The following is a 22,881-nucleotide window of genomic DNA, read 5'->3' on the forward strand; positions in this document are numbered from 1 at the left end:
CGCCATGGACCACCGACTCTCCCCCGAGCTGGAAGACCTCCGGCGCACCGTCGAGGAGTTCGCGCACGACGTCGTCGCGCCGAAGATCGGCGACTTCTACGAGCGGCACGAGTTCCCGTACGAGATCGTCCGCGAGATGGGCCGGATGGGCCTGTTCGGGCTGCCGTTCCCCGAGGAGTACGGCGGCATGGGCGGCGACTACCTCGCCCTCGGGCTGGCGCTGGAGGAGCTGGCGCGCGTCGACTCGTCCGTGGCGATCACCCTGGAGGCGGGCGTCTCCCTGGGCGCGATGCCGATCCACCTGTTCGGCACGGAGGAGCAGAAGCGGACCTGGCTCCCCCGGCTCTGCTCCGGCGAGGCGCTGGGCGCGTTCGGGCTCACCGAACCCGACGGCGGCTCGGACGCGGGCGCGACGCGCACGACGGCCCGGCTGGACGAGGCGACGGGCGAATGGGTGATCAACGGCACCAAGTGCTTCATCACCAACTCGGGCACCGACATCACGGCCCTGGTCACGGTCACGGCGGTGACCGGCCGGGGGCCGGACGGCAAGCCGCTGATCTCGGCGATCGTCGTCCCGTCCGGCACCCCCGGCTTCACCGTCGCCGCCCCCTACTCGAAGGTCGGCTGGAACGCCTCGGACACCCGCGAGCTGTCGTTCTCCGACGTCCGTGTCCCGGCGGCCAACCTGCTCGGCGAGGAGGGCCGCGGGTACGCCCAGTTCCTGCGCATCCTGGACGAGGGCCGCATCGCCATCGCGGCGCTCGCCACCGGACTGGCCCAGGGCTGTGTGGACGAGTCGGTGCGCTACGCGCGCGAACGCCACGCCTTCGGCCGGCCGATCGGCGCCAACCAGGCCATCCAGTTCAAGCTCGCGGACATGGAGATGAAGGCCCACACGGCCCGCCTGGCCTGGCGGGACGCGGCGAGCCGCCTGGTGGCCGGCGAGCGCTTCAAGAAGGAGGCGGCCCTCGCGAAGCTCTACTCCTCCACCGTCGCCGTCGACAACGCCCGCGACGCCACCCAGATCCACGGCGGCTACGGCTTCATGAACGAGTACCCGGTCGCCCGCATGTGGCGCGACTCCAAGATCCTGGAGATCGGCGAGGGCACGAGCGAGGTGCAGCGGATGCTGATCGCCCGGGAGCTGGGGCTGGCGGGCTGACGGGAAGGACCCGCTAACCCCCGAGCAGCCCCCACACGCCCTCGATCAGGTTCCGCACGCCCTCGATCAGGTCCCGCACCGACGGCGCCGCCGCCCCCAGGGCCGCGACGACGCCGGAGAGGGCGACGAGGGCCGCGCGCCGCTCCTCGGAGGTGCGGGCGGGGTCGGCGACGACGGGCAGGTTGTCGTCGACCGTCCGCACGTCCCCGGGGGCGAGGTGAGCGCGCAGCTCCTGGAGCTGTCTGCGCAGTTCCTCGATCGCCTGGTCGGCCGCTCTCGCCCCGCCCAGCTTGACGATGCCCTGGCTGTGCGAGGTGTTGACCATGTTGACGTGGTCGCCGGGCCCCTCGTGATGGAAGTTGAAGGTGCTCATTTTTTCACGACCCCCGTGTTGAACAGTCCGCCGTACATGTTCACGTTGTCCCCGAAGTGGTAGTTCTTCGGGTTGACCAGCAACCGTTCGACCCGCACCTGGAACTCGGAGCCCGGGTTCTCGATGGAGTGAACGATGTACTGGACCAGTTGGCGCAGTTGCTCCGGGTTGGGCAGCGTCACCAGCGCCGTGGACGCGCTGCTCGTCTCGACGGCCAGCACGTGTTCGGCGGGCGCCGTCCACACCTTCAGCATCCGCAGGAGCAGCCAGGCGACGACCACGACGCCGAGGACCCACAAGCCCTGTTCGCTGTCGTCCCGGCTGCTGTAGGAGGAGGCGCTCCGGTTGACCGCCCGGAGGACGACGAGCGCCACCACGACCACGGCCGTCCACTTCAGGAAGTCGCTGAGCGCCTCCATCCGCTTCGGCTTGAGCACGAAGGTGTGCACACGGGTGATGTTGTGCAGTGGGTAGGCGGCCTCGCCGACCCACAGCAGCCGTCTGCTGACCTTCAGGTCGACGTCGGTCCTGCCGCGCGGAGGCGGCGGTACCGGCAGCGACGAACCGAGCGTTCCCTGGGTCTCCACCAGTCCCCCCGTCGCACGTGCACCGGCGCGCACATGAGGACCATTTAGCACCCGGAGACGGCTCATCGAGAGGCTGTTTACGGTCAACTACCCGATAACTCGGACACTTTGGCCGACAAGGGACTCGAAACACGCTTCCCACAAGATGTGGATCACACCGCCACACCTCTGGACAAGACCTGAGGTTAGGCTAACCTACCTTCGAATTGTCAGGCGGTATCCGCACGTTCGAAAGCAGCCACACTCATGCCCAACGCCAGAGCCACCCACCTCACCCGCCGTGGCATCCTCGCCGCCGGCGGCGCCCTCGGCCTCGGTGCCGTTCTCGCGGCCTGCGGCGACGACGACGCGAGCAGCGGTGGCTCGGACGCGTCGGCGAACGCCTCCGCCAAGTCCGGCGCCTGGACGTTCAAGGACGACCGCGGCACCACGGTGAAGCTCGGCAAGATCCCCGCGAACATCGTCGCGTTCACGGGTGTCGCCGCCGCGCTGTACGACTACGGCATCCAGGTCAAGGGCGTCTTCGGCCCGACCAAGACCGCCGACGGCAAGGCCGACGTCCAGGCCGGCGACATGGACATCACCAAGGTGGAGATCCTGGGCAACGTCTGGGACGAGTTCAACGTCGAGAAGTACGCGGCGCTCGCCCCCGAGGTCCTGATCTCCACCCTGTTCGACGACGCCGGCACCCTCTGGTACGTGCCCGAGGCCTCCAAGGACAAGATCGCCAAGCTCGCCCCGAGCGTCGGCGTCTCCGTCTACGACCGCCAGCTCACCGCTCCCCTGGAGCGCATGTGGGAGCTGGCCGAGTCGCTGGGCGCGGACATGACGGCGTCCGAGGTCACCGACGCCAAGACCCGGTTCGAGACGGCCGCCACCCGGCTGCGCGCGGCCGCCAAGGCCAAGCCCGACATCAAGGTGCTGGCGGGCTCCGCGAGCGACCAGATCTTCTACGTCTCGGGCACCAACCTCTCCATCGACCTGGAGTACTTCAAGGCCCTCGGCGTGAACTTCGTCGAGCCGCCGGAGAGCGCCAAGTCCGAGGGCGGCGGCTGGTACGAGTCGCTGAGCTGGGAGAACGTCGACAAGTACGCGGCGGACATCATCATGCTGGACGACCGCTCCTCGGCCCTCCAGGCCTCCGCGATCACCAAGGCGACGTGGAAGCAGCTCCCCGCCGTGAAGGCGAACCAGATCATCTCCCGTTCGCCCGAGCCGATCCTGTCGTACGACAAGTGCGTACCGCTGCTGGAGACCCTCGCCGAGGCTCTCGAGAACGCGAAGAAGGTCGCCTGACCCCCTGGGGGCGCGCGGTGAGGGGCCGCCGGCCGGCCGCGGCCGGGCCGCGGGGCGGCACCGCCCGGCACCCCTGAGCCGGCCGCCCTCACCGACGCCTCAGGAGTCCCCATGACCACGGCCGTAGCCGCCCCGTTCCGTTTCTTCTCCCTCCAGGTCGTGAGGACGAGGCGGCTCGGTCCGTCCCTGGTCCGGGTGAGCTTCGCCGGCGAGGACCTGAGGCACTTCCTCTCCGACGGGCAGGACCAGTCGCTGTCGCTGTTCCTGCCGCATCCGGGGCAGAGCGAGCCGCAGGTCCCCCACGAGCTCGGCTGGGAGCCCCCTCGGTCGGGCGAAGCCGGGAGCGGGCGGGGCTGGTGGCAGGTCTGGCGCGAACTCCCGGACGACGTACGGGCGGTGATGCGCTCGTACACGCTGCGCTCGCTGCGCCGCGACGCGCTGGGCCGGACCACCGGGATCGACATCGACTTCGTACTGCACACCCCGGCCGGTCCGGCCTCCGCCTGGGCCGCGCGGGCGGTGGCCGGGGACCGGGTCGTCCTGCTGGGGCCGGCCGTCGCCGACAACCGCGCCATCCGCTTCCGCCCGCCGGCGGACACCGATCTGGTGCTGCTGTGGGGCGACGAGACGGCCCTGCCGGCGATCTCGTCGATCCTGGAGTCCCTGCCGGCCGGCCTGCGCGTGCGGGCCTGGCTGGAGGTGCGCGACGCCGGGGACGTCCAGGACCTGATGACCCTCGCGGACGCCGAGATCACCTGGCTCGTCCGCGAGGACGGCCGCGACGGCCGCGACGGCTCCGGCGAGGACGGCTACGACGGCTCCGGCGAGGACGGCTGCGACAGACCCCGCGAGGGCGGCGCCGACGGCGTCCCCGTCGCCCTGGGCGTCCTGCGGGACGCCGAACTCCCGCCCGCCGAGGCCCCGTACGCCTGGATCGCGGGCGAGTCGTCCTGTGTGAAGCAGTTGCGCCGGCATCTCGTCGGCGAGCGCGGCATGGACCGGCGCCGGGTCACCTTCGTCGGGTACTGGCGGCAGGGTCTGACGGAGGAACAGCTGCGCGAGCAGAGGTGACGACCACCGCGGTCCCACCGGCCCGCGACCGCCGAGTGCAAACGTGATCACTGTCACCGTCACGACTGGATTGCGATCTCGTTACTTAGGTTAGGCTAACCTAAGTTGAACCCGAGGTTCCGCCCCTGAGTCCGTACCGCAGCGGACCGTCCCCATCGGAGGACCCCCACCATGCGCTCGCACCTGCTCAACGACACCACCGCGGAGCAATACCGCCGCTCCGTGACCGAAGGAGTCGAGCGGGTGGCCGCCAAACTCGCCGCCACCGACCGTCCGTTCACCGGCGTCACGGTCGACGCCCTCGCCCCCCGCATCGAGGAGATCGACCTCGACAAGCCGCTGCACGACACGGCGGCGGTCCTGGACGAGCTGGAGGAGGTCTACCTCCGCGACGCCATCTACTTCCACCACCCCCGCTACCTCGCCCACCTCAACTGCCCGGTCGTCATCCCGGCCGTGCTCGGCGAGGCGGTGCTCTCCGCCGTCAACTCCTCCCTCGACACCTGGGACCAGTCGGCCGGCGGCACGCTCATCGAGCGCAAACTGATCGACTGGACGGCCGCCCGCATCGGTCTCGGCGCCTCCGCCGACGGCGTGTTCACCTCCGGCGGCAGCCAGTCCAACCTCCAGGCGCTGCTGCTCGCCCGCGACGAGACCAAGAGCGACTCCCTGGCGAAACTGCGCATCTTCGCCTCCGAGGTCAGCCACTTCAGCGTGAAGAAGTCGGCGAAACTCCTCGGCCTCGGCCAGGACGCCGTGGTGACCATCCCCGTCGACCACGACAAGCGCATGCAGACCGTCGCCCTCGCCCACGAGCTGGAGCGCTGCGCACGCAACGGCCTGGTCCCCATGGCCGTCGTCGCCACGGCGGGCACCACCGACTTCGGCTCCATCGACCCGCTGCCCGAGATCGCCGAGCTGTGCGCCCAGTACGGCGTGTGGATGCACGTCGACGCCGCCTACGGCTGCGGGCTGCTCGCCTCGGTGAAGTACCGCGACCGCATCGACGGCATCGAGCGCGCCGACTCCGTCACCGTGGACTACCACAAGTCCTTCTTCCAGCCCGTGAGCTCCTCCGCGGTGCTGGTCAGGGACGCCTCCACGCTGCGCCACGCCACCTACCACGCCGAGTACCTGAACCCCCGCCGCATGGTGCAGGAACGTATCCCCAACCAGGTGGACAAGTCCCTCCAGACCACCCGCCGCTTCGACGCGCTGAAGCTGTGGATGACCCTGCGCGTGATGGGCGCCGACGGCATCGGGCAGCTCTTCGACGAGGTGTGCGACCTGGCGGTCGAGGGCTGGAACCTGCTGGCCGCCGACCCGCGCTTCGACGTCGTCGTCCAGCCGACGCTGTCCACCCTGGTCTTCCGCTACATCCCGCAGGCCGTCACCGACCCGGCCGAGATCGACCGCGCCAACCTCTACGCCCGCAAGGCCCTGTTCGCCTCCGGCGACGCGGTCGTCGCCGGCACCAAGGTCGGCGCCCGCCAGTACCTGAAGTTCACCCTGCTCAACCCCGAGACCACGCCGGCCGACATCGCCGCCGTCCTCGACCTGATCGCCGGCCACGCCGAGCAGTACCTGGGAGAGTCCCTTGACCGCGCTTCCTGAGACCACCGACACCGCGAAAAGGACCTACGACGTCCTGGGCATCGGGCTCGGCCCGTTCAACCTCGGCCTGGCCTGCCTGACCGAACCGATCGAGGAGCTCGACGCGGTCTTCCTGGAGTCCAAGCCGGACTTCGAGTGGCACGCCGGCATGTTCCTCGAAGGCGCCCACCTCCAGACCCCGTTCATGTCGGACCTGGTCACCCTCGCCGACCCCACGTCGCCGTACTCCTTCCTCAACTACCTGAAGGAGAAGGGCCGGCTGTACTCGTTCTACATCCGGGAGAACTTCTACCCGCTGCGCGTCGAGTACGACGACTACTGCCGCTGGGCCGCGAACAAACTGAGCAGCGTCCGCTTCTCCACGACGGTCGCCGAGGTGACCTACGAGGACGAGCTCTACGTCGTGCGCACCACCGCCGGCGACGTCTACCGCGCCCGGCACCTGGTCCTGGGCACCGGCACCTCGCCGCACGTGCCGCAGGCCTGCCAGGGCCTGGGCGGCGACTTCTTCCACAACTCCCGCTACGTGCAGAACAAGGCGGAGCTCCAGAGGAAGCGGTCGATCACGATCGTCGGCTCCGGCCAGTCCGCCGCCGAGATCTACTACGACCTCCTCGCCGAGATCGACGTCCACGGCTACCGGCTGAACTGGGTCACCCGCTCCCCGCGCTTCTTCCCGCTGGAGTACACCAAGCTCACGCTGGAGATGACCTCGCCGGAGTACATCGACTACTTCCGCGCGCTGCCGGAGGCCACCCGCTACCGGCTCACGGCGGAGCAGAAAGGTCTCTTCAAGGGCATCGACGGCGACCTGATCAACGAGATCTTCGACCTGCTGTACCAGAAGAACCTCGGCGGTCCGGTGCCCACCCGCCTGCTCACCAACTCGTCCCTGAACGGCGCCAGGTACGACAACGGCGCCTACACCCTGTCCTTCCGCCAGGAGGAGCAGGAGAAGGACTACGAGCTGGTCTCCGAGGGCCTGGTCCTGGCCACCGGCTACCAGTACGCCGAGCCCGAGTTCCTCGCACCGGTCCGCGACCGGCTGCGCTACGACTCGCAGGGCAACTTCGACGTCGCCCGCAACTACGCCATCGACACCACGGGCCGCGGTGTGTTCCTCCAGAACGCGGGCGTGCACACGCACAGCATCACCAGCCCGGACCTCGGCATGGGCGCCTACCGCAACAGCTGCATCATCCGTGAGCTGCTCGGCGGCGAGTACTACCCGGTCGAGAAGACGATCGCCTTCCAGGAGTTCGCCGTATGACCACCACCACGACCATCGGTCCCCTCACCCTGCGCCCCCTCGACCCGATCGAGGACGCCGGACTGCTGCACGCCTGGGTCACCCACCCCAAGGCGGCCTTCTGGATGATGCAGGACGCGAAACTGGAGGACGTCGAGCGCGCGTACATGGAGATCGCGGCGGACGAGCACCACCACGCCCTGCTCGGCCTGCACGACGGCGAGCCGGCCTTCCTAATGGAGCACTACGACCCGGCCCACCGGGAGCTGGTCGGCCTGTACGAGCCCCAGCCGGGCGACGTCGGCATGCACTTCCTGGTCGCCCCCACCGACCGACCCCTGCACGGCTTCACCCGCGCGGTGATCACCGCCGTGATGGCGCACCTGTTCGCCGACCCGGCGGTCGAGCGGGTCGTGGTCGAGCCGGACGTCTCCAACAAGGCCGTCCACGCCCTGAACGAGGCCGTCGGCTTCGTCCCCGAGCGGGAGATCGACAAGCCGGAGAAAAAAGCGCTGCTGAGCTTCTGCACGCGAAAGCAGTTCGTCGCCGCCACGGGGGTGACGCCGTGAGCCTCGCCGACGCCGTGGCCCACCTCTCCCCCGAACGCTGGGAGAAGGCCAACCGCCTCCTGGTCCGCAAAGCCCTCGCGGAGTTCACCCACGAGCGGCTGATCACCCCCGAGCCGCAGGGCGACCACTACGTCGTGCGCAGCGACGACGGCCTGACGTCCTACCGCTTCACCGCCGTGCGCCGCGCCCTCGACCACTGGCAGGTCGACGCCGGCTCGATCACCCGTACCCGGGACGGCGCCGACCTGCCGGTCGAGGCGCTGGACTTCTTCATCGAGCTGCGCGCCGCGCTCGGGCTGAGCGACGAGATCCTGCCGGTCTACCTGGAGGAGGTCTCCTCCACCCTCTCCGGCACCTGCTACAAGCTGACGAAACCGCAGCAGACCTCGGCCGAGCTGGCCCGCGCGGACTTCCAGGCGATCGAGACGGGGATGACCGAGGGCCACCCCTGCTTCGTCGCCAACAACGGGCGGCTCGGCTTCGGCATCCACGAGTACCTGTCGTACGCGCCGGAGACCGCGAGCCCGGTCCGTCTGGTGTGGCTGGCCGCGCACCGGTCGCGGGCGGCGTTCACGGCGGGCGTCGGCATCGCCTACGAGTCGTTCGTCCGGCAGGAGCTGGGCGAGGCGACGGTCGACCGGTTCGACGGCGTCCTGCGCGAGCAGGGACTCGACCCGGCCGACTACCTCCTGATGCCCGTCCACCCCTGGCAGTGGTGGAACAAGCTGTCCGTCACCTTCGCCGCCGAGGTCGCGCGGAAGAACCTGGTGTGCCTGGGCGAGGGCGACGACGAGTACCTGGCCCAGCAGTCCATCCGGACCTTCTTCAACACCTCGCACCCCGAGAAGCACTACGTGAAGACGGCCCTGTCCGTCCTCAACATGGGCTTCATGCGCGGCCTGTCGGCGGCGTACATGGAGGCGACCCCGGCGATCAACGACTGGCTGGCGCAGCTCATCGACAACGACCCGGTGCTGAAGTCGGCGGGCCTGTCGATCATCCGGGAGCGGGCGGCCGTCGGCTACCGGCACCTGGAGTACGAGGCGGCGACGGACCGCTACTCGCCGTACCGCAAGATGCTGGCCGCGCTGTGGCGGGAGAGCCCGGTGCCCTCGCTGCGCGACGGCGAGACGCTCGCGACGATGGCCTCGCTGGTCCACCTGGACCACGAGGGCAGGTCGGTGGCCGGCGCGCTGATCGAGCGGTCGGGCCAGTCCCCGACCCAGTGGCTGCGCGCCTACCTCCAGGCGTACTACACGCCCCTGCTGCACAGCTTCTACGCCTACGACCTGGTCTTCATGCCGCACGGCGAGAACACCATCCTGGTGCTGAAGGACGGGGTCGTGCAGCGGGCGGTCTACAAGGACATCGCCGAGGAGATCGCGGTCATGGACCCGGACGCGGTGCTGCCGCCCGAGGTGCGGCGCATCCGCGTGGAGGTCCCGGAGGACAAGAAACTCCTGTCGATCTTCACGGACGTCTTCGACTGCTTCTTCCGCTTCCTCGCGGCGAACCTGGCCGCCGAGGGGATCCTGGAGGAGGACGACTTCTGGCGCACGGTCGCCGAGGTCACCCGCGCGTACCAGGAGGCGACGCCCGAACTCGCCGACAAGTTCCGGCAGTACGACATGTTCGCCCCCGAGTTCGCGCTGTCCTGCCTCAACCGGCTCCAGCTGCGCAACAACAAGCAGATGGTGGACCTGGCGGACCCGTCGGGCGCCCTCCAGCTGGTCGGCACGCTGAGGAACCCGATCGCGGGGTTCTGACAGAGACGGACGGGCGCCCCCGAGTACGGTCCTCGGGGGCGCCCGTCGTGCTGTGCGGACGCCGGCGGGCCGCGTGGCGCGGCGGGCCGCCGCGCACCGCGCCACTCGGCCTGGCGCGCACCGCGCCACTCGGCCTGGCGCGCACCGCGCTACTCGGCCCGGCGCGCCACCGTGAAGTGGTCCACCCGGTCGCCGGTCTCGGCGATGCCGCTGACGCTCAGGGTGGCGTAGCGGCCCTTGGCGGCGGGGGTGACGTCGACCCGCAGGAACGAGTAGTCGAGGTAGCGCACCCGCGACCAGGCGACGGTCTCGGTCTGCTTGCCGCCCTTCTGGACGACGTAGGAGGAGACGGCCTCGATGTCCTTCTCGTGGCCCTCGTAGGACTGGTCGGCGCTGAAGGCGTAGAGGCTGCGGCCGGCCGCGCCCGCGGTGACGTAGACCACGCCCTCGGTCTCGGGGTAGGCGGTGCCGCCGATCGGCAGCTTCTTGACGACCTCGCCGCCCTTGAGGACGTCGGTGCGCTCGTAGACGTGGTTGTGGCCGTTGATCACGAGGTCGACGGTGTACTTCTCGAACAGCGGCACCCACTCCTGGCGCACGCCGCCCTCGGAGGCGTGGGCGGTGGAGGTGCAGTAGGCGCAGTGGTGGAAGAAGACGACGACGAAGTCGATGTCCTTCGCCGCCCGGTACTTCTTGAGCTGCGCCTCCAGCCAGGTGGTCTGGGTGCCGCCGGAGATGCCGAGGTTGGCCGGGATCTCGAAGGAGACGTCGTTGGCGTCGAGGGAGATGACCGCGGTGTTGCCGTGGACGAAGGAGTAGACGCCGGGGAGGTCGGCCGGGTCGGGGCCGTTGTCGGGGAGGACCCAGCGGGCCTCCTCGCCGCCGTAGCCGTTGGGCGAGTACCAGGCCTCCATGTCGTGGTTGCCGTACGCGACCATCCACGGGACCTGCTTGGCGACCGTCTCGGTCTGCGCCAGGAAGAGGTCCCAGGTGCGCGAGTCGTAGCCGGTGTCGGTGGTCTTGCCCGCGCCGGAGGGGTCGGCGTAGCAGATGTCGCCGGCGTGCAGGTGGAAGGCCGGGTTCTGGCCGAGGATCAGGCCGTCGTTGGCGAGGGCGTGGTAGCTGACGCCCTGGTCGCCGAAGGCGGTGAAGGTGAAGGGCTCGGCCTTGGCGGGGGCGGTGGTGAAGGTGCCGAGCGTGCCGAGCAGGTGCGGGGCGGCCGGGTCGAAGCCGGTGTGGCCGACACCGTAGTAATACGTACGGCCGGGCTGGAGGCGGGCCAGCTTGGCGTGGACGTAGTACTGGGTGTGGTCGCCGCTCGCGCCGACGCCGGCCGGGGTGTACAGCGTACGGACCTCGGCCTCGATCTTGCGGGAGAGGTCCCAGGGGTGGGCGCCGATGCGGACGAACGGCTTGTCCACGGCGACCGGCACCTGCCAGGAGATCGTCATCTCCGTGCGCGCGTCGGCGCCGTAGGCGAGGTGGCGGCCGAAGGGGGCGACGAGGGCGCCGTCGACCTTCTCGGTGCTGGTGGCCGTGGCCGTCCGGGGGGCGGCCTGTGCGGTGGCGCCCGTCACGAACGCGCCACCGGTGACGGCGCCCAGGGTGACCGCGCCGCCCCGGATCATCGTGCGCCGGGAGAAGCGGGAGCGCAGGTACTCGTGCTGCTCGGCCATGTTCATGCGTCCGGCGAGCTGCTCGGGTACGCCCATGCGAGGAATGTCCATGGCGTCTGAAACTGGTCCCCTCGGGCAACGGGTTGCAGGCGCGGGGGTGGACGGCTCACGAACAGGCCCTCATGAGAGATTCAACGTTCGCCCAAAGATCCTTAACAGGCGGTTGCCCGATTTCGGGCAGGAATCTTGCGAAAGCCGCCGCGGTACCCCAGGATCTACCGGGTGCACGACGAACTGGTAGATCATCTGACCCGCTCCTCCCCCCTGAACAGGGGCGAGGCGCTGCGGGTGATCCAGGACGTGCTCGCCTACTTCGACGAGACGACCGAGAACTACGTCCGTCGCCGCCACCGCGAACTCCAGACCCAGGGCCTGGTCAACGCGGAGATCTTCGAACGGATCGAGGCGGACCTGCACTACCGAGCGGTCGCCCCGCCCGAGCTCACGCTCCGGCAGCTGCGGCGCATCGTCTACGGCTGACGGCCCCACCACGGCCAGCACCAGCACCATCCAACGGGACTTGAGGAATACATATACATGTGCGGAATCGTCGGATATATCGGGAAGCGTGACGTCGCCCCCCTGCTCCTGGAGGGGCTCCAGCGCCTGGAGTACCGCGGCTACGACTCCGCGGGCATCGTCGTCACCTCCCCGAAGACGGCCGGCCTGAAGATGGTCAAGGCCAAGGGCCGCGTCCGTGACCTGGAGGCGAAGGTCCCGGCCCGCTTCAAGGGCACCACCGGCATCGCCCACACCCGCTGGGCCACCCACGGCGCCCCCTCCGACGTCAACGCCCACCCGCACATGTCCGCCGACCTCAAGGTCGCCGTCGTCCACAACGGCATCATCGACAACGCCTCCGACCTGCGCCGCAAGCTGGAGGCGGACGGCGTCGAGTTCCTCTCCGAGACCGACACCGAGGTCCTCGTCCACCTGATCGCCCGCTCCGAGGCCGAGAAGCTGGAGGACAAGGTCCGCGAGGCGCTGCGCGTCGTCGAGGGCACCTACGGCATCGCCGTGATGCACGCCGACTTCTCCGACCGCATCGTCGTCGCCCGCAACGGCTCCCCGGTCGTCCTCGGCATCGGCGAGAAGGAGATGTTCGTCGCCTCCGACATAGCCGCCCTGGTCGCCCACACCCGTCAGATCGTCACGCTGGACGACGGCGAGATGGCCACCCTCAAGGCCGACGACTTCCGCACCTACACCACCGAGGGCACCCGCACCACGGCCGAGCCGACCCTCGTGGAGTGGGAGGCCGCCTCCTACGACATGGGCGGCCACGACACCTACATGCACAAGGAGATCCACGAGCAGGCCGACGCCGTGGACCGCGTGCTGCGCGGCCGCATCGACGACCGCTTCTCCACCGTGCACCTCGGCGGCCTCAACCTGGACGCCCGCGAGGCGCGCCAGATCCGCCGGGTGAAGATCCTCGGCTGCGGCACCTCGTACCACGCGGGCATGATCGGCGCCCAGATGATCGAGGAGCTGGCCCGCATCCCCGCCGACGCCGAGCCCGCCTCCGAGTTCCGCTACCGCAACGCGGTCGTCGACCCCGACACCCTGTACATCGCCGTCTCGCAGTCCGGTGAGACCTACGACGTACTGGCCGCCGTGCAGGAGCTCAAGCGCAAGGGCGCCCGGGTCCTCGGTGTGGTCAACGTGGTCGGCTCGGCGATCGCCCGCGAGGCCGACGGCGGTGTCTACGTGCACGCCGGCCCCGAGGTCTGCGTCGTCTCCACGAAGTGCTTCACCAACACCACGGTCGCCTTCGCGCTGCTCGCCCTGCACCTGGGCCGCACCCGCGACCTGTCCGTGCGCGACGGCAAGCGGATCATCGAGGGCCTGCGCAAGCTGCCCGCCCAGATCGCCGAGATCCTGAAGGGCGAGGAGGACATCAAGAAGCTGGCCGAGCAGTTCGCCGAGGCCCGCTCGATGCTCTTCATCGGCCGCGTCCGGGGCTACCCGGTGGCCCGTGAGGCCTCCCTGAAGCTCAAGGAGGTCTCCTACATCCACGCGGAGGCCTACCCGGCCTCCGAGCTCAAGCACGGCCCGCTGGCCCTGATCGAGCCCGCCCTGCCGACGGTCGCGATCGTCCCCGACGACGACCTGCTGGAGAAGAACCGCGCCGCCCTGGAGGAGATCAAGGCCCGCAGCGGCAGGATCCTCGCGGTCGCCCACCAGGAGCAGGAGAAGGCCGACCAGACGATCGTCGTCCCGAAGAACGAGGACGAGCTCGACCCGATCCTCATGGGCATCCCGCTCCAGCTGCTCGCCTACTACACGGCGAAGGCCCTGGGCCGTGACATCGACAAGCCGCGCAACCTCGCCAAGTCGGTGACGGTGGAGTAGGTCCACCGGCCCGCCGGGGACTTCCGGCCGCCCCGACGTGAACGACCCCCGTGGACCACCTCCACGGGGGTCGTTCCCTCAAGAGGCCGGGGGAGTCCGATCACCCCGGCCCACCGCTGCGATCAGCCGGTGGCCGTCACCCCCCGGCCGGCAGCGCGTCGGGGCAGTGCGGTCGGCCAGTGGGCCAGGGCCGCGGTCGCCGCGTACCAGGCGACCGCTCCCGCGGCGACGGCGACCCAGCCGCCGGCCCGCGCCGGAGCGCCGCTGTCCGCGAGGCGGGCGACGGCGAGCAGGACGAGCGCGACGGTGAGGAGCCCGTAGGAGGCCCGGCCGAGGGGATCGCCCCCGGCGGCGGTCAGGGAGAGCGCCACGAGGGCGAACAGGAGCAGGAAGAGCCCTGCGGCGTTGTCGGAGACCGGCGACCCCGCGGAGACCGCCCAGGTGAACCAGAGGGCGCCGAGGGCCGCGTAGGAGGTGCCGGTGACCGTGTCGCGGTCCCGGAAGGCGAAGAGGCCGGCGACGAACAGCGCGACGCCGCCGACGTAGTGGGCGAGGGGTACGGCATCCGCCGCCGTCACGCCGTCGATCAGGTCGGTGTACCCGAGTCCGAGTGCCAACAGGGTGATGCCCAGGGCGAGTCGGCCGACGATCGTGGTGGTGCTTCCCGCAGAGACGTCGTTGTCCACGGCGGGCTCCCTTCATCCTTTGTGCAGTTGTGCGGTGAGCGTTATATGCCCTTCACAAGAGCACAAACACCTCTACGCACCAGTAGGTTCACGTGCGCACAAAGGGGTTCCCGGGGGCGCCGCCGGCTCATCTCCCGCGGGAGGGCGGGGTGTTGCCGGGAGGGGTGTCAGGGGATGACGACGACGGGCCGCTGCGCCCGCTTGGCGAGCCGCCCGGCGACCGAGCCGAAGATCCGCCCGACGATGCCGTGCGTGGAGCCGACGACGATCGCGTCGGCCTCGTACTCCCGCCCCACCTCTTCGAGTTCGTGGCAGATGTCGCCGCCGCGCTCGACCAGGATCCACGGCACTTCGGCGAGGTAGTCGGCGCAGGCGAGCTCCAGGCCGAGCACCTCGGTGCGGTGGTCCGGCACGTCGACGAAGACCGGCGGCTCGCAGCCGGCCCACACCGTGGTGGGCAGCCGGTTGGCGACGTGCACGATGATCAGGCCCGCGCGGGAACGGTGGGCCATGCCGATGGCGTACGCGAGGGCGCGCTCACTGGAGGTGGAGCCGTCGAAGCCGACGACGACACCGTGCTTGAAGGCGGGATCGCAGGGGTGGCGTGCCTCTTCCGCCGCCAGGGGATCGGCCGCCGTGGGGTCGGCGACCGGCCGCTTGCGGTCCGCGGGTTCGAAGAATTCGTGACCGGCCATGGCTGTCTCGGCGTATCGATCCTTAGACGGGGGGACGAGCTGGGGCGGCGGAGGTGTGTCCGGGAATCGTCTTCCCGGCCCCATACCCCCAAGGGTACGGCGGCACGCCTCGTGGGCCCAGATCCCGCGCGTGGTCCGTGGGGGTTCCAGGGAGCATGCACGAGGGGGCGCCCGTAACGCAATGGTTGCTGCCCCGTACAGGCGGTTTGCACAGGATTCACGTGTCCGCCGTTCACCGTGTGAGTGACCGACCGGGTCGAACGGGCGTTGAACCCGGCGACCATCGCCCAGGGAGGAGCCCGCCCCATGCCCTCGTCCCGCCCCTCCGCCGGGGCCCGGCCCTTCCCCGAGGCCCGGCCCGGCGGCGACAGCGCCGCCGACCTGATCCGCTGGGCGGCCTTCAGCTGTGTCCTGGTCCCGGTGGTCCTCCTCTGGTACGGCACCTCCCCGGCCGGCGCCGCCGGCACCGCCCTCGGGCTCGCCGCCGTCACGGCCGTGTGCCGGGTGCTGCTGCGGCGGTCCGAGCGGTGCGCGGCGCGGGCACCGGCGCCCACGGACGAGTACGACTACGAGCACGAGCCGCACGCCCCTCGCACCCCGGGGACGCCGGGCGCCGGGCGAGGCCCGCGGACTCCGTCGCCGGCCTCCTCCTCCCCCGCATCACGTGCCTCACAGGCATCGCACAGATCACCGCCATCAGGCGTATCACCTGCACCGCCGGCCGCACGGCGCCCGCACGCGGCCCCCGGGGGACGACGTCGACGCGGTGGCACGGGGTCACACCGTGGCGGTCGTCACAACGGCGGAAGCTCACCGGTCGGCTGACCGGTTTTCACGCACGCGCCCGCATCTTTTCAGCCAACTTCCGGATACCGCGCATCCCTTGCCGCGACCACCCCCCACGCACCGTTCCACCTGCACGGAAAGGGCCTCGGAGCCCCCGTGCACCCTACGCAGATTGGCCACCGCCACGAGGCGCACTTCCCTGCGCCCCCCACGAGTGCAACCCTTCGTGATCGAATGCTTCACGCCAAGTTGCCATGTCGACAATGTGCCGGGTGCTGAACTGGCCACTCCCGCATCACACGACACAGTAGATTCGATCTTGAATGTCTACGGCGGGGGACTCGTGCAGGACCGAGGGGAAACGTGCAGGAGCGACACAACCGAGGAGCCGCGACCACCGAGGGGGGCTTAGCAGGATGAGCCACGACTCCACTGCCGCGCCGGAAGCCGCGGCCCGGAAGCTGTCCGGGCGACGCCGCAAGGAGATCGTCGCCGTGCTGCTGTTCAGCGGCGGCCCCATCTTCGAGAGTTCCATCCCGCTGTCGGTCTTCGGCATCGACCGCCAGGACGCCGGCGTGCCGCGCTACCGCCTGCTGGTGTGCGGCGGCGAGGACGGTCCGCTGCGGACGACGGGAGGCCTGGAACTCACCGCGCCACACGGCCTGGAGGCGATCTCGCGGGCGGGCACGGTCGTCGTGCCGGCCTGGCGCTCGATCACCTCACCGCCGCCGGCGGAGGCGCTCGACGCGCTGCGCCGGGCGCACGAGGAGGGCGCCCGTATCGTGGGCCTGTGCACCGGCGCGTTCGTGCTGGCGGCGGCGGGCCTGCTGGACGGCCGTCCGGCCACCACGCACTGGATGTACGCGCCGACGCTGGCCAAGCGCTATCCGTCGGTGCACGTCGACCCCAGGGAGCTGTTCGTCGACGACGGCGACGTGCTGACGTCGGCGGGCACGGCCGCCGGGATCGACCTGTGCCTGCACATCGTGCGCACGGACCACGGCAACGAGGCGGCCGGCGCGCTCGCCCGGCGCCTGGTGGTCCCGCCGCGCCGCTCGGGCGGACAGGAACGCTACCTCGACCGGTCTTTACCCGAGGAGATCGGCGCCGACCCGCTCGCCGAGGTCGTCGCCTGGGCGCTGGAGCACCTCCACGAGCAGTTCGACGTGGAGACGCTCGCCGCGCGCGCCTACATGAGCCGGCGGACCTTCGACCGCCGCTTCCGGTCGCTCACCGGCAGCGCCCCGCTCCAGTGGCTGATCACCCAGCGGGTGCTCCAGGCGCAGCGGCTGCTGGAGACGTCGGACTACTCCGTCGACGAGGTCGCCGGCCGGTGCGGTTTCCGCTCGCCGGTGGCCCTGCGGGGACACTTCCGCCGGCAGCTGGGCTCCTCGCCGGCCGCCTACCGGGCGGCGTACCGGGCCCGCCGGCCGCAGAGCGAGCGTCCGCCCGCCGACAGCGAGCCGGCGGCGCCGGTCGCGGCACCCCCGGCCGGCGGACTGGCGACGGGACCGGCCCTCCATCCCGAGCCCGGTGTGCCGCCCCAGGTGCGCAGGACGGCGGCGGGCGCGGCGGCGGGCTCCACCGCGTCGGCGTCCACCGGCGCCGGGTCCGCCGGACCGGCGGAGCACCCGCGGGACTACGCGGGATCGCGAGCGGGGCTGCCGGGGCCGCGCAGCGGAATGTGAGACGACCGGCGAGCGGGGGCGGTGGGGCGGACGACGCCCCACCGCCCCCGCTCGCGTGCCGTCCTCCGGGGGGCGGCCGGGATGCGGCGCGCGGCAGACGTGGGGCGCCCGGGAGGTGCCGCGGCAGCCGTGAGACGCCGGGAGACGGCGCGGGGACGGCCGGGAGGCGCCGCCCGGCAGCTGTGGGGCGACCGGGAGGCGCCGGGCGACAGCCGTGAGACGCCGGAGGCGGCGCGAGGCGGCCGGGATGCGGCCGGGAGGCACCACGAGACGGCCGGGAGGCGGCGCGAGGCGGCCGGGAGGTGCCGCGGGACGGCCGTCCTCTCGTCCGGGCGGAACCGGGGGCAGCCCATCGGGGGACGTCAGCCTTAGGGTGGTCGCATGAACGATCGCATGGTGTGGATCGACTGCGAGATGACCGGCCTCTCGCTGTCCGACGACGCGCTCATCGAGGTTGCCGCCCTCGTCACCGACTCCGAGCTGAACGTGCTCGGCGAAGGTGTGGACATTGTCATCCGGCCGCCGGACGCGGCGCTGGAGACGATGCCGGAGGTGGTGCGTCAGATGCACACCGCGTCCGGCCTGCTCGACGAACTCGCCGCCGGCACGACCCTGGCCGACGCCGAGGAGCAGGTGCTGGCGTACGTGCGGCAGCACGTGAAGGAGCCCGGCAAGGCCCCCCTGTGCGGGAACTCCGTCGGCACCGACCGCGGCTTCCTGCTGCGCGACATGCCGACGCTGGAGAACTACCTCCACTACCGGATCGTCGACGTCTCCAGCATCAAGGAGCTCGCCCGGCGCTGGTACCCGCGGGCCTACTTCAACAGCCCCGAGAAGAACGGCAACCACCGCGCCCTCGCCGACATCCGCGAATCCATCGCCGAGCTGCGCTACTACCGCGAGGCCGTCTTCGTCCCGCAGCCCGGCCCGGACTCCGAGACCGCCAAGGCCATCGCCGCGAAGCACGTCCTGCCCGCCCGGTAGACGGCCCGCGAACCGCCCCGGCGAAAGGCGTGCGCGAGCACCCCTTCGGACCCTGTACACTTTTTCTCGGCCGGTCGGTGAACCACCAAGTGAACCGCCGGTCATGGTGGGTGTAGCTCAGCTGGTAGAGCACCTGGTTGTGGTCCAGGATGCCGCGGGTTCGAGTCCCGTCACTCACCCTCACCGGAGAGGCCGGTGACCTGTAGTAATCAGGTCACCGGCCTCTTTCGTGTCGTATCGATCTTCCAGCGCGTCGCGAAGGCCCACCGCCGACGGGTGGCAGCCCGGCCGACCGGCAGAACCCGCCGGCCGCCGCACCGACCTCAACGAGCCGCACCGGAGGCAGTCTTCGGACGCACGGCGGGAGTGCCGCCGTCACGGCACCCGCCCCGCCGTCACGACACCCGCCGCTACGACGACACCCGCCCCGCCGCCACAAAACCCGCCGCTACGACGACGCCCGGTCCACCAGCTCCGCGGCCAGCACCACCTGCCGCCGCTCCAGGCCCCGCGACACCGCCGGACGGCGATCCGCTATCTCCGTGAGCAGCAGGTCCAGCATCCTGCGGCCCATCTCCTCGATGGGCTGGCGGACACTGGTCAGCGGCGGGTCCATGTGACGGGCGATGGCGGAGTCGTCGTAGCCGACGAGGGCCACGTCCTCCGGGATGCGGCGGCCCTCCTCGCGCAGGACCTGGCGGGCGCCGGCCGCCATCACGTCCGAACCGGCGAAGACCGCGTCCAGCGACGGCGTACGGGCGAGCAGGTCGGCCATCGCGCGGCGGCCGCCCTCCTCGGTGAAGTCGCCCGGCTCGATCAGCCCCTCGTCCACCTCGCACCCGGCGTCGCGCAGGGCGTCGCGGTAGCCGTCGACGCGGCGCTGGGCGCCGTACACGTCCAGCCGCCCGGTGATGTGGGCGATGCGGCGGCGGCCCCGGGCCAGCAGGTGCTCCACGGCGGAACGGGCGCCGCCGTAGTTGTCGGAGTCCACCGAGGGAAGCGTCTCCGCGGCGGAACGGGGGCCGCTGATCACGGCCGGGATCTCCAGCTGGGCGAGCAGGTCCGGCAGCGGGTCGTTCGCGTGGACCGAGACCAGCAGGACGCCGTCCACCCGGTGCGCCGCCAGGTACTGGGCGAGCCGCTGCCGTTCCCGGTCGCTGCCCGCGAAGATCAGCAGCAGCTGCATCTCCGTGTCGGAGAGTTCCGCGCCGACGCCCCGCAGCATGTCCGAGAAGTACGGCTCGGCGAAGAAGCGCGTCTCCGGCTCGGGGACGACGAGGGCGATGGCGTCCGTCCGGTTGGCGGCGAGCGCGCGGGCGGCGGTGTTGGGGACGTATCCGAGCTCGGCGACCGCCGCCTCCACGGCGGCGCGGGTCGCGTCGCTGACCCGGGGCGAACCGTTGATCACCCGGGAGACCGTGCCCCGGCCCACACCGGCGCGTGCGGCCACCTCTTCGAGGGTCGGCCGGCCACCGCTCCGGCCCCGCGCTCCGTGGCTTGCCATGGGCTCCGCCTTCCCGCCGTTCGTCATCACGCTGGCCTGGAATCTAACAGTCCCCACTGTTCGCACGGCCGGGCACCGCAGGCCGCTCCCCCGCGGCCGCGCGCCGGACGCAGCACGCCCACCGCCCCGGACGCCGTACGCCCACCGCCCCGGACGCCGTACACCGGTGCCCGCCGCACGCCCCGCGGCCACCCGCGCCGGACCGCCGGCGCGGCCGAAAAGCATCGCCGTCCGGGGGTTAGCTAACAGCCGGGTAACTGAACGCAACTCTCCGCGCCCCCACCCTTGACACCCCCGCCCGAACCGGCGACTCTTCAACACATCACTTGTGGGAGCGCTCCCACAGTACCTGACACATACACATCCCGCACGTTCCCCGCCCGAGCCGCAGCGAGAAACTAACGGGCCCAACAATGCAGTTGGCCGGGGGGTCGGCACGTCAGGGCAACAGGAGGACGTAATGCGAGCACGTACCCGAACCTCCCGTCGGGTGGTGGTCCTGGCGGCCGTCGCGACGCTGGGCGCCGGGCTGCTGGCCGGCTGTGCCGACGACGGCGGCGACGAGAACTCGAACGGTTCGTCGTCCGGAGACGGCAAGGGCAAGACCACGATCACGCTGGGGCTCTTCGGCACGATGGGCTTCAAGGAGGCCGGGCTCTACGCGGAGTACGAGAAGCTCAACCCGAACATAAAGATCGCCGAGACGGTCATCGAGCGGAACGAGAACTACTACCCGCCGCTCCTCAACCACCTCACCACCAACAGCGGGCTGCAGGACGTGCAGGCCGTCGAGGTGGCGAACATCGCCGAGATCACCTCGACCCAGAGCGCCAAGCTCCAGGACCTGTCGAAGGTTTCGGGCGTGAAGGCGAGCAACTGGGTGGACTGGAAGTGGGCGCAGGCCACGACCAAGGACGGCAAGACGATCGGCCTCGGCACCGACATCGGCCCGATGGCCATCTGCTACCGCACGGACCTCTTCGAGCAGGCCGGTCTGCCCACCGACCCGGCGGAGGTCGGCAAGCTGTGGGCGGGCGACTGGAACAAGTTCGTGTCGGTCGGCGAGCAGTACAAGGAGAAGGCCGCCAACGGCACGTACTTCATGGACTCCCCCGGCGGTCTGATCAACGCGATCCTCAGCAGTGAGACGGAGAAGTTCTACAACTCCTCCGGCGAGGTCATCTACAAGACGAACCCGGCCGTCAAGAACGCCTTCGACCTGACCGCGAAGGCCGCCGAGGAGGGTCTGGTGCAGTCCTCGACGCAGTTCCAGGCGGCGTGGGACCAGACGATCGCGAACAGCAAGTTCGCCACGGTGGCGTGTCCGCCGTGGATGCTCGGCACCCTCAAGGGCAAGTCGAAGCCTGAGTCCGTCGGCAAGTGGGCCGTCGCGGTGGCCCCGAAGTCCGGCAACTGGGGCGGCTCCTTCCTCACCGTGCCCTCCAGCGGCAAGAACGTGAAGGAGGCCGAGAAGCTGGTCGCCTGGCTGACCGCGCCGGAGCAGCAGGCGAAGCTGTTCAAGGTGCAGGGCTCCTTCCCGAGCGCGCCGAGCGCGTACACGATGCCCGAAGTGACCGGCGCCAAGAACGAGATGACCGGTGACGCCCCCATCGGCACCATCTTCGCCGCGGCCGCGAAGGCCGCCCCGGAACAGGTGATCGGCCCGAAGGACCAGATCATCCAGCAGGGTCTGACCGACAACGGCGTCATCCTCGTGACGAAGGGCAAGTCGGCGGAGGAGGCCTGGGAGACGGCCACCAAGACCATCGACAACAGCCTGGACCAGTGACTCCCATGACCACCCGCCACGACAGCGCCGTGCCCCCCGTGAAGGAGGGGGGCGCGGCCCCGGCCCGCCCGACACCGGGCACCGCGCCCACGGAGGCGGAGCAGCGCCGGCGTGCCCGGCTCTCCCGCCGCTGGCAGCGCGACATCCGCTGGAGCCCGTACGCCTTCGTCTCCCCGTTCTTCCTGCTGTTCCTCGCCTTCGGCGTGTTCCCGCTGGTCTACACGGGCTGGGCGTCGCTGCACCAGGTGGAGATGACCGCGCCCACCGACATGACCTGGGTGGGGCTGCACAACTACACGCGGATCTTCGACGACGAGTTCTTCTGGAACGCGGCGAAGAACACGCTGACGATCGGCATCATCTCGACGGTGCCGCAGCTGCTGATGGCGATGGGGCTCGCCCACATCCTCAACTACAAGCTGCGCGCCTCGACCTTCTACCGGGTCGTGATGCTCGCGCCGTACGCGACGTCGATCGCGGCCGCCTCGCTCGTCTTCGTGCTGCTCTTCGGGCGCGACTACGGCATGGTCAACTGGGTGCTCGACCTGGTCGGGATCGACGCGGTCGACTGGCAGGAGGACAAGTGGCCGTCGCAGTTCGCGGTCTCCGCGATCATCATCTGGCGGTGGACCGGCTACAACGCGCTGATCTACCTGGCCGCGATGCAGGCGATCCCGCAGGATCTGTACGAGTCGGCGGCGCTGGACGGCGCGAGCCGCTGGAAGCAGTTCTTCCACGTGACGCTGCCGTCGCTGCGGCCGACGATCCTCTTCACGGTCGTCGTCTCGACGATCGGCGCCAGCCAGGTGTTCGGCGAGCCGCTGCTGTTCGACGCGAACAAGGGCTCGTCCGGTGGTGCGGAGCACCAGTTCCAGACACTGGGCCTGTACCTGTACGAGCAGGGCTGGGTCAACCAGCACCTCGGCCGGGCCTCCGCGATCGCCTGGACGATGTTCCTGATCCTGATCGTGATCGGCATCGTCAACTACGTCATCTCGCGCCGGCTGCGCGCCAGTAGTTAGGAGTAC

General features: G+C 70.5%; 19 protein-coding genes and 1 tRNA gene. 14 read left to right on the forward strand and 6 right to left on the reverse strand.

The window, feature by feature from the left end:
- Positions 1 to 4 precede the first annotated feature (4 nt).
- Positions 5 to 1,165: an acyl-CoA dehydrogenase family protein gene (locus tag ACFYWQ_RS04500; RefSeq protein ID WP_389512698.1), complete on the forward strand. Its 1,161-nt coding sequence runs from the start codon at positions 5 to 7 to the stop codon at positions 1,163 to 1,165.
- Between the two features lie 13 nt (positions 1,166 to 1,178).
- Here the strand turns inward: ACFYWQ_RS04500 and ACFYWQ_RS04505 are convergent, their stop codons facing one another.
- Positions 1,179 to 1,538 (reverse strand): hypothetical protein, encoded by a 360-nt coding sequence (locus ACFYWQ_RS04505; RefSeq protein WP_389512700.1) that lies wholly within the window; start codon positions 1,536 to 1,538, stop codon positions 1,179 to 1,181.
- Positions 1,535 to 2,125, reverse strand: a complete 591-nt coding sequence (locus ACFYWQ_RS04510) for a DUF6232 family protein (RefSeq protein WP_389512702.1) — start codon at positions 2,123 to 2,125, stop codon at positions 1,535 to 1,537. The genes ACFYWQ_RS04505 and ACFYWQ_RS04510 overlap by 4 nt, the downstream gene beginning before the upstream one ends.
- A 246-nt stretch (positions 2,126 to 2,371) precedes the next feature.
- Between ACFYWQ_RS04510 and ACFYWQ_RS04515 the strand changes: the two genes are divergently transcribed.
- The 6 genes from ACFYWQ_RS04515 to ACFYWQ_RS04540 all read left to right on the forward strand — a co-directional run bounded on the left by ACFYWQ_RS04515 (position 2,372) and on the right by ACFYWQ_RS04540 (position 9,690).
- Positions 2,372 to 3,421 (forward strand): ABC transporter substrate-binding protein, encoded by a 1,050-nt coding sequence (locus ACFYWQ_RS04515; protein ID WP_389512705.1) that lies wholly within the window; start codon positions 2,372 to 2,374, stop codon positions 3,419 to 3,421.
- A 111-nt stretch (positions 3,422 to 3,532) separates the two neighbouring features.
- On the forward strand, positions 3,533 to 4,492 hold the full coding sequence (locus ACFYWQ_RS04520) for a siderophore-interacting protein (protein ID WP_389512707.1): 960 nt from the start codon (positions 3,533 to 3,535) through the stop codon (positions 4,490 to 4,492).
- 171 nt (positions 4,493 to 4,663) lie between these two features.
- Positions 4,664 to 6,106, forward strand: coding sequence for a lysine decarboxylase DesA (gene desA / locus ACFYWQ_RS04525; protein ID WP_389512709.1), 1,443 nt, complete (start codon positions 4,664 to 4,666; stop codon positions 6,104 to 6,106).
- Positions 6,090 to 7,376: a lysine N(6)-hydroxylase/L-ornithine N(5)-oxygenase family protein gene (locus ACFYWQ_RS04530; RefSeq protein ID WP_389512711.1), complete on the forward strand. Its 1,287-nt coding sequence runs from the start codon at positions 6,090 to 6,092 to the stop codon at positions 7,374 to 7,376. The genes desA and ACFYWQ_RS04530 overlap by 17 nt, the downstream gene beginning before the upstream one ends.
- A complete protein-coding gene (locus tag ACFYWQ_RS04535; protein WP_389512713.1) occupies positions 7,373 to 7,924 on the forward strand; it encodes a GNAT family N-acetyltransferase in 552 nt (183 codons plus the stop codon). The genes ACFYWQ_RS04530 and ACFYWQ_RS04535 overlap by 4 nt, the downstream gene beginning before the upstream one ends.
- Positions 7,921 to 9,690 carry an IucA/IucC family protein gene (locus ACFYWQ_RS04540; RefSeq protein WP_389512715.1) on the forward strand — a complete coding sequence of 590 codons (1,770 nt, stop codon included), beginning with the start codon at positions 7,921 to 7,923 and terminating at the stop codon, positions 9,688 to 9,690. Before ACFYWQ_RS04535 ends, ACFYWQ_RS04540 begins: the two co-directional genes overlap by 4 nt.
- A gap of 149 nt (positions 9,691 to 9,839) precedes the next feature.
- On the opposite strand, the gene ACFYWQ_RS04545 is transcribed toward ACFYWQ_RS04540, so the two are convergent.
- On the reverse strand, positions 9,840 to 11,402 hold the full coding sequence (locus ACFYWQ_RS04545) for a purple acid phosphatase family protein (RefSeq protein WP_389512717.1): 1,563 nt from the start codon (positions 11,400 to 11,402) through the stop codon (positions 9,840 to 9,842).
- Between the two features lie 186 nt (positions 11,403 to 11,588).
- Between ACFYWQ_RS04545 and ACFYWQ_RS04550 the strand changes: the two genes are divergently transcribed.
- Positions 11,589 to 11,846 (forward strand): hypothetical protein, encoded by a 258-nt coding sequence (locus tag ACFYWQ_RS04550; protein ID WP_389512878.1) that lies wholly within the window; start codon positions 11,589 to 11,591, stop codon positions 11,844 to 11,846.
- A 57-nt stretch (positions 11,847 to 11,903) separates the two neighbouring features.
- On the forward strand, positions 11,904 to 13,721 hold the full coding sequence (glmS, locus tag ACFYWQ_RS04555) for a glutamine--fructose-6-phosphate transaminase (isomerizing) (RefSeq protein WP_389512719.1): 1,818 nt from the start codon (positions 11,904 to 11,906) through the stop codon (positions 13,719 to 13,721).
- Positions 13,722 to 13,843: 122 nt separating this feature from the next.
- Here glmS and ACFYWQ_RS04560 read toward each other — a convergent pair whose 3' ends face one another.
- Together ACFYWQ_RS04560 and ACFYWQ_RS04565 are read right to left on the reverse strand one after the other, a co-directional pair.
- Positions 13,844 to 14,407, reverse strand: a complete 564-nt coding sequence (locus ACFYWQ_RS04560) for a GPR1/FUN34/YaaH family transporter (RefSeq protein ID WP_389512721.1) — start codon at positions 14,405 to 14,407, stop codon at positions 13,844 to 13,846.
- A 167-nt stretch (positions 14,408 to 14,574) separates the two neighbouring features.
- The gene (locus tag ACFYWQ_RS04565; RefSeq protein ID WP_389512723.1) at positions 14,575 to 15,102 is read right to left on the reverse strand and encodes a universal stress protein; all 528 of its coding nucleotides are present in this window, start codon (positions 15,100 to 15,102) and stop codon (positions 14,575 to 14,577) included.
- 1,202 nt (positions 15,103 to 16,304) lie between these two features.
- Between ACFYWQ_RS04565 and ACFYWQ_RS04570 the strand changes: the two genes are divergently transcribed.
- The 3 genes from ACFYWQ_RS04570 (at position 16,305) to ACFYWQ_RS04580 (ending at position 18,739) form a co-directional block, all read left to right on the forward strand.
- The gene (locus tag ACFYWQ_RS04570; RefSeq protein WP_389512725.1) at positions 16,305 to 17,576 is read left to right on the forward strand and encodes a helix-turn-helix domain-containing protein; all 1,272 of its coding nucleotides are present in this window, start codon (positions 16,305 to 16,307) and stop codon (positions 17,574 to 17,576) included.
- A gap of 381 nt (positions 17,577 to 17,957) precedes the next feature.
- Positions 17,958 to 18,560, forward strand: coding sequence for an oligoribonuclease (gene orn, locus ACFYWQ_RS04575; protein WP_389512727.1), 603 nt, complete (start codon positions 17,958 to 17,960; stop codon positions 18,558 to 18,560).
- 106 nt (positions 18,561 to 18,666) lie between these two features.
- Positions 18,667 to 18,739 (forward strand) — tRNA-His (locus tag ACFYWQ_RS04580).
- A 269-nt stretch (positions 18,740 to 19,008) separates the two neighbouring features.
- On the opposite strand, the gene ACFYWQ_RS04585 is transcribed toward ACFYWQ_RS04580, so the two are convergent.
- On the reverse strand, positions 19,009 to 20,064 hold the full coding sequence (locus ACFYWQ_RS04585; RefSeq protein WP_389512729.1) for a LacI family DNA-binding transcriptional regulator: 1,056 nt from the start codon (positions 20,062 to 20,064) through the stop codon (positions 19,009 to 19,011).
- 460 nt (positions 20,065 to 20,524) lie between these two features.
- Here ACFYWQ_RS04585 and ACFYWQ_RS04590 point away from each other — a divergent pair, with 460 nt between their 5' ends.
- Together ACFYWQ_RS04590 and ACFYWQ_RS04595 are read left to right on the forward strand one after the other, a co-directional pair.
- Positions 20,525 to 21,853, forward strand: coding sequence for an ABC transporter substrate-binding protein (locus ACFYWQ_RS04590; protein ID WP_389512731.1), 1,329 nt, complete (start codon positions 20,525 to 20,527; stop codon positions 21,851 to 21,853).
- A gap of 5 nt (positions 21,854 to 21,858) precedes the next feature.
- Positions 21,859 to 22,875, forward strand: a complete 1,017-nt coding sequence (locus tag ACFYWQ_RS04595) for a carbohydrate ABC transporter permease (protein WP_389512734.1) — start codon at positions 21,859 to 21,861, stop codon at positions 22,873 to 22,875.
- Positions 22,876 to 22,881 lie beyond the last annotated feature (6 nt).

Origin of the sequence: Streptomyces sp. NPDC003247 (assembly GCF_042888135.1) — a bacterium.
Classification (GTDB): Bacteria; Actinomycetota; Actinomycetes; order Streptomycetales; family Streptomycetaceae; genus Streptomyces.

Bases quoted from the DNA above. Each gene is read 5' to 3' on its own strand.
- ACFYWQ_RS04570 (WP_389512725.1), top strand. From the start codon at position 16,305: ATGAGCCACGACTCCACTGCCGCGCCGGAAGCCGCGGCCCGGAAGCTG.
- ACFYWQ_RS04590 (WP_389512731.1), top strand. From the start codon at position 20,525: ATGCGAGCACGTACCCGAACCTCCCGTCGGGTGGTGGTCCTGGCGGCC.
- ACFYWQ_RS04500 (WP_389512698.1), top strand. From the start codon at position 5: ATGGACCACCGACTCTCCCCCGAGCTGGAAGACCTCCGGCGCACCGTC.
- orn (WP_389512727.1), top strand. From the start codon at position 17,958: ATGAACGATCGCATGGTGTGGATCGACTGCGAGATGACCGGCCTCTCG.
- ACFYWQ_RS04545 (WP_389512717.1), bottom strand. From the start codon at position 11,402: ATGGGCGTACCCGAGCAGCTCGCCGGACGCATGAACATGGCCGAGCAG.
- desA (WP_389512709.1), top strand. From the start codon at position 4,664: ATGCGCTCGCACCTGCTCAACGACACCACCGCGGAGCAATACCGCCGC.
- ACFYWQ_RS04595 (WP_389512734.1), top strand. From the start codon at position 21,859: ATGACCACCCGCCACGACAGCGCCGTGCCCCCCGTGAAGGAGGGGGGC.
- ACFYWQ_RS04515 (WP_389512705.1), top strand. From the start codon at position 2,372: ATGCCCAACGCCAGAGCCACCCACCTCACCCGCCGTGGCATCCTCGCC.
- ACFYWQ_RS04520 (WP_389512707.1), top strand. From the start codon at position 3,533: ATGACCACGGCCGTAGCCGCCCCGTTCCGTTTCTTCTCCCTCCAGGTC.
- ACFYWQ_RS04585 (WP_389512729.1), bottom strand. From the start codon at position 20,064: ATGGCAAGCCACGGAGCGCGGGGCCGGAGCGGTGGCCGGCCGACCCTC.
- ACFYWQ_RS04505 (WP_389512700.1), bottom strand. From the start codon at position 1,538: ATGAGCACCTTCAACTTCCATCACGAGGGGCCCGGCGACCACGTCAAC.
- glmS (WP_389512719.1), top strand. From the start codon at position 11,904: ATGTGCGGAATCGTCGGATATATCGGGAAGCGTGACGTCGCCCCCCTG.
- ACFYWQ_RS04535 (WP_389512713.1), top strand. From the start codon at position 7,373: ATGACCACCACCACGACCATCGGTCCCCTCACCCTGCGCCCCCTCGAC.
- ACFYWQ_RS04565 (WP_389512723.1), bottom strand. From the start codon at position 15,102: ATGGCCGGTCACGAATTCTTCGAACCCGCGGACCGCAAGCGGCCGGTC.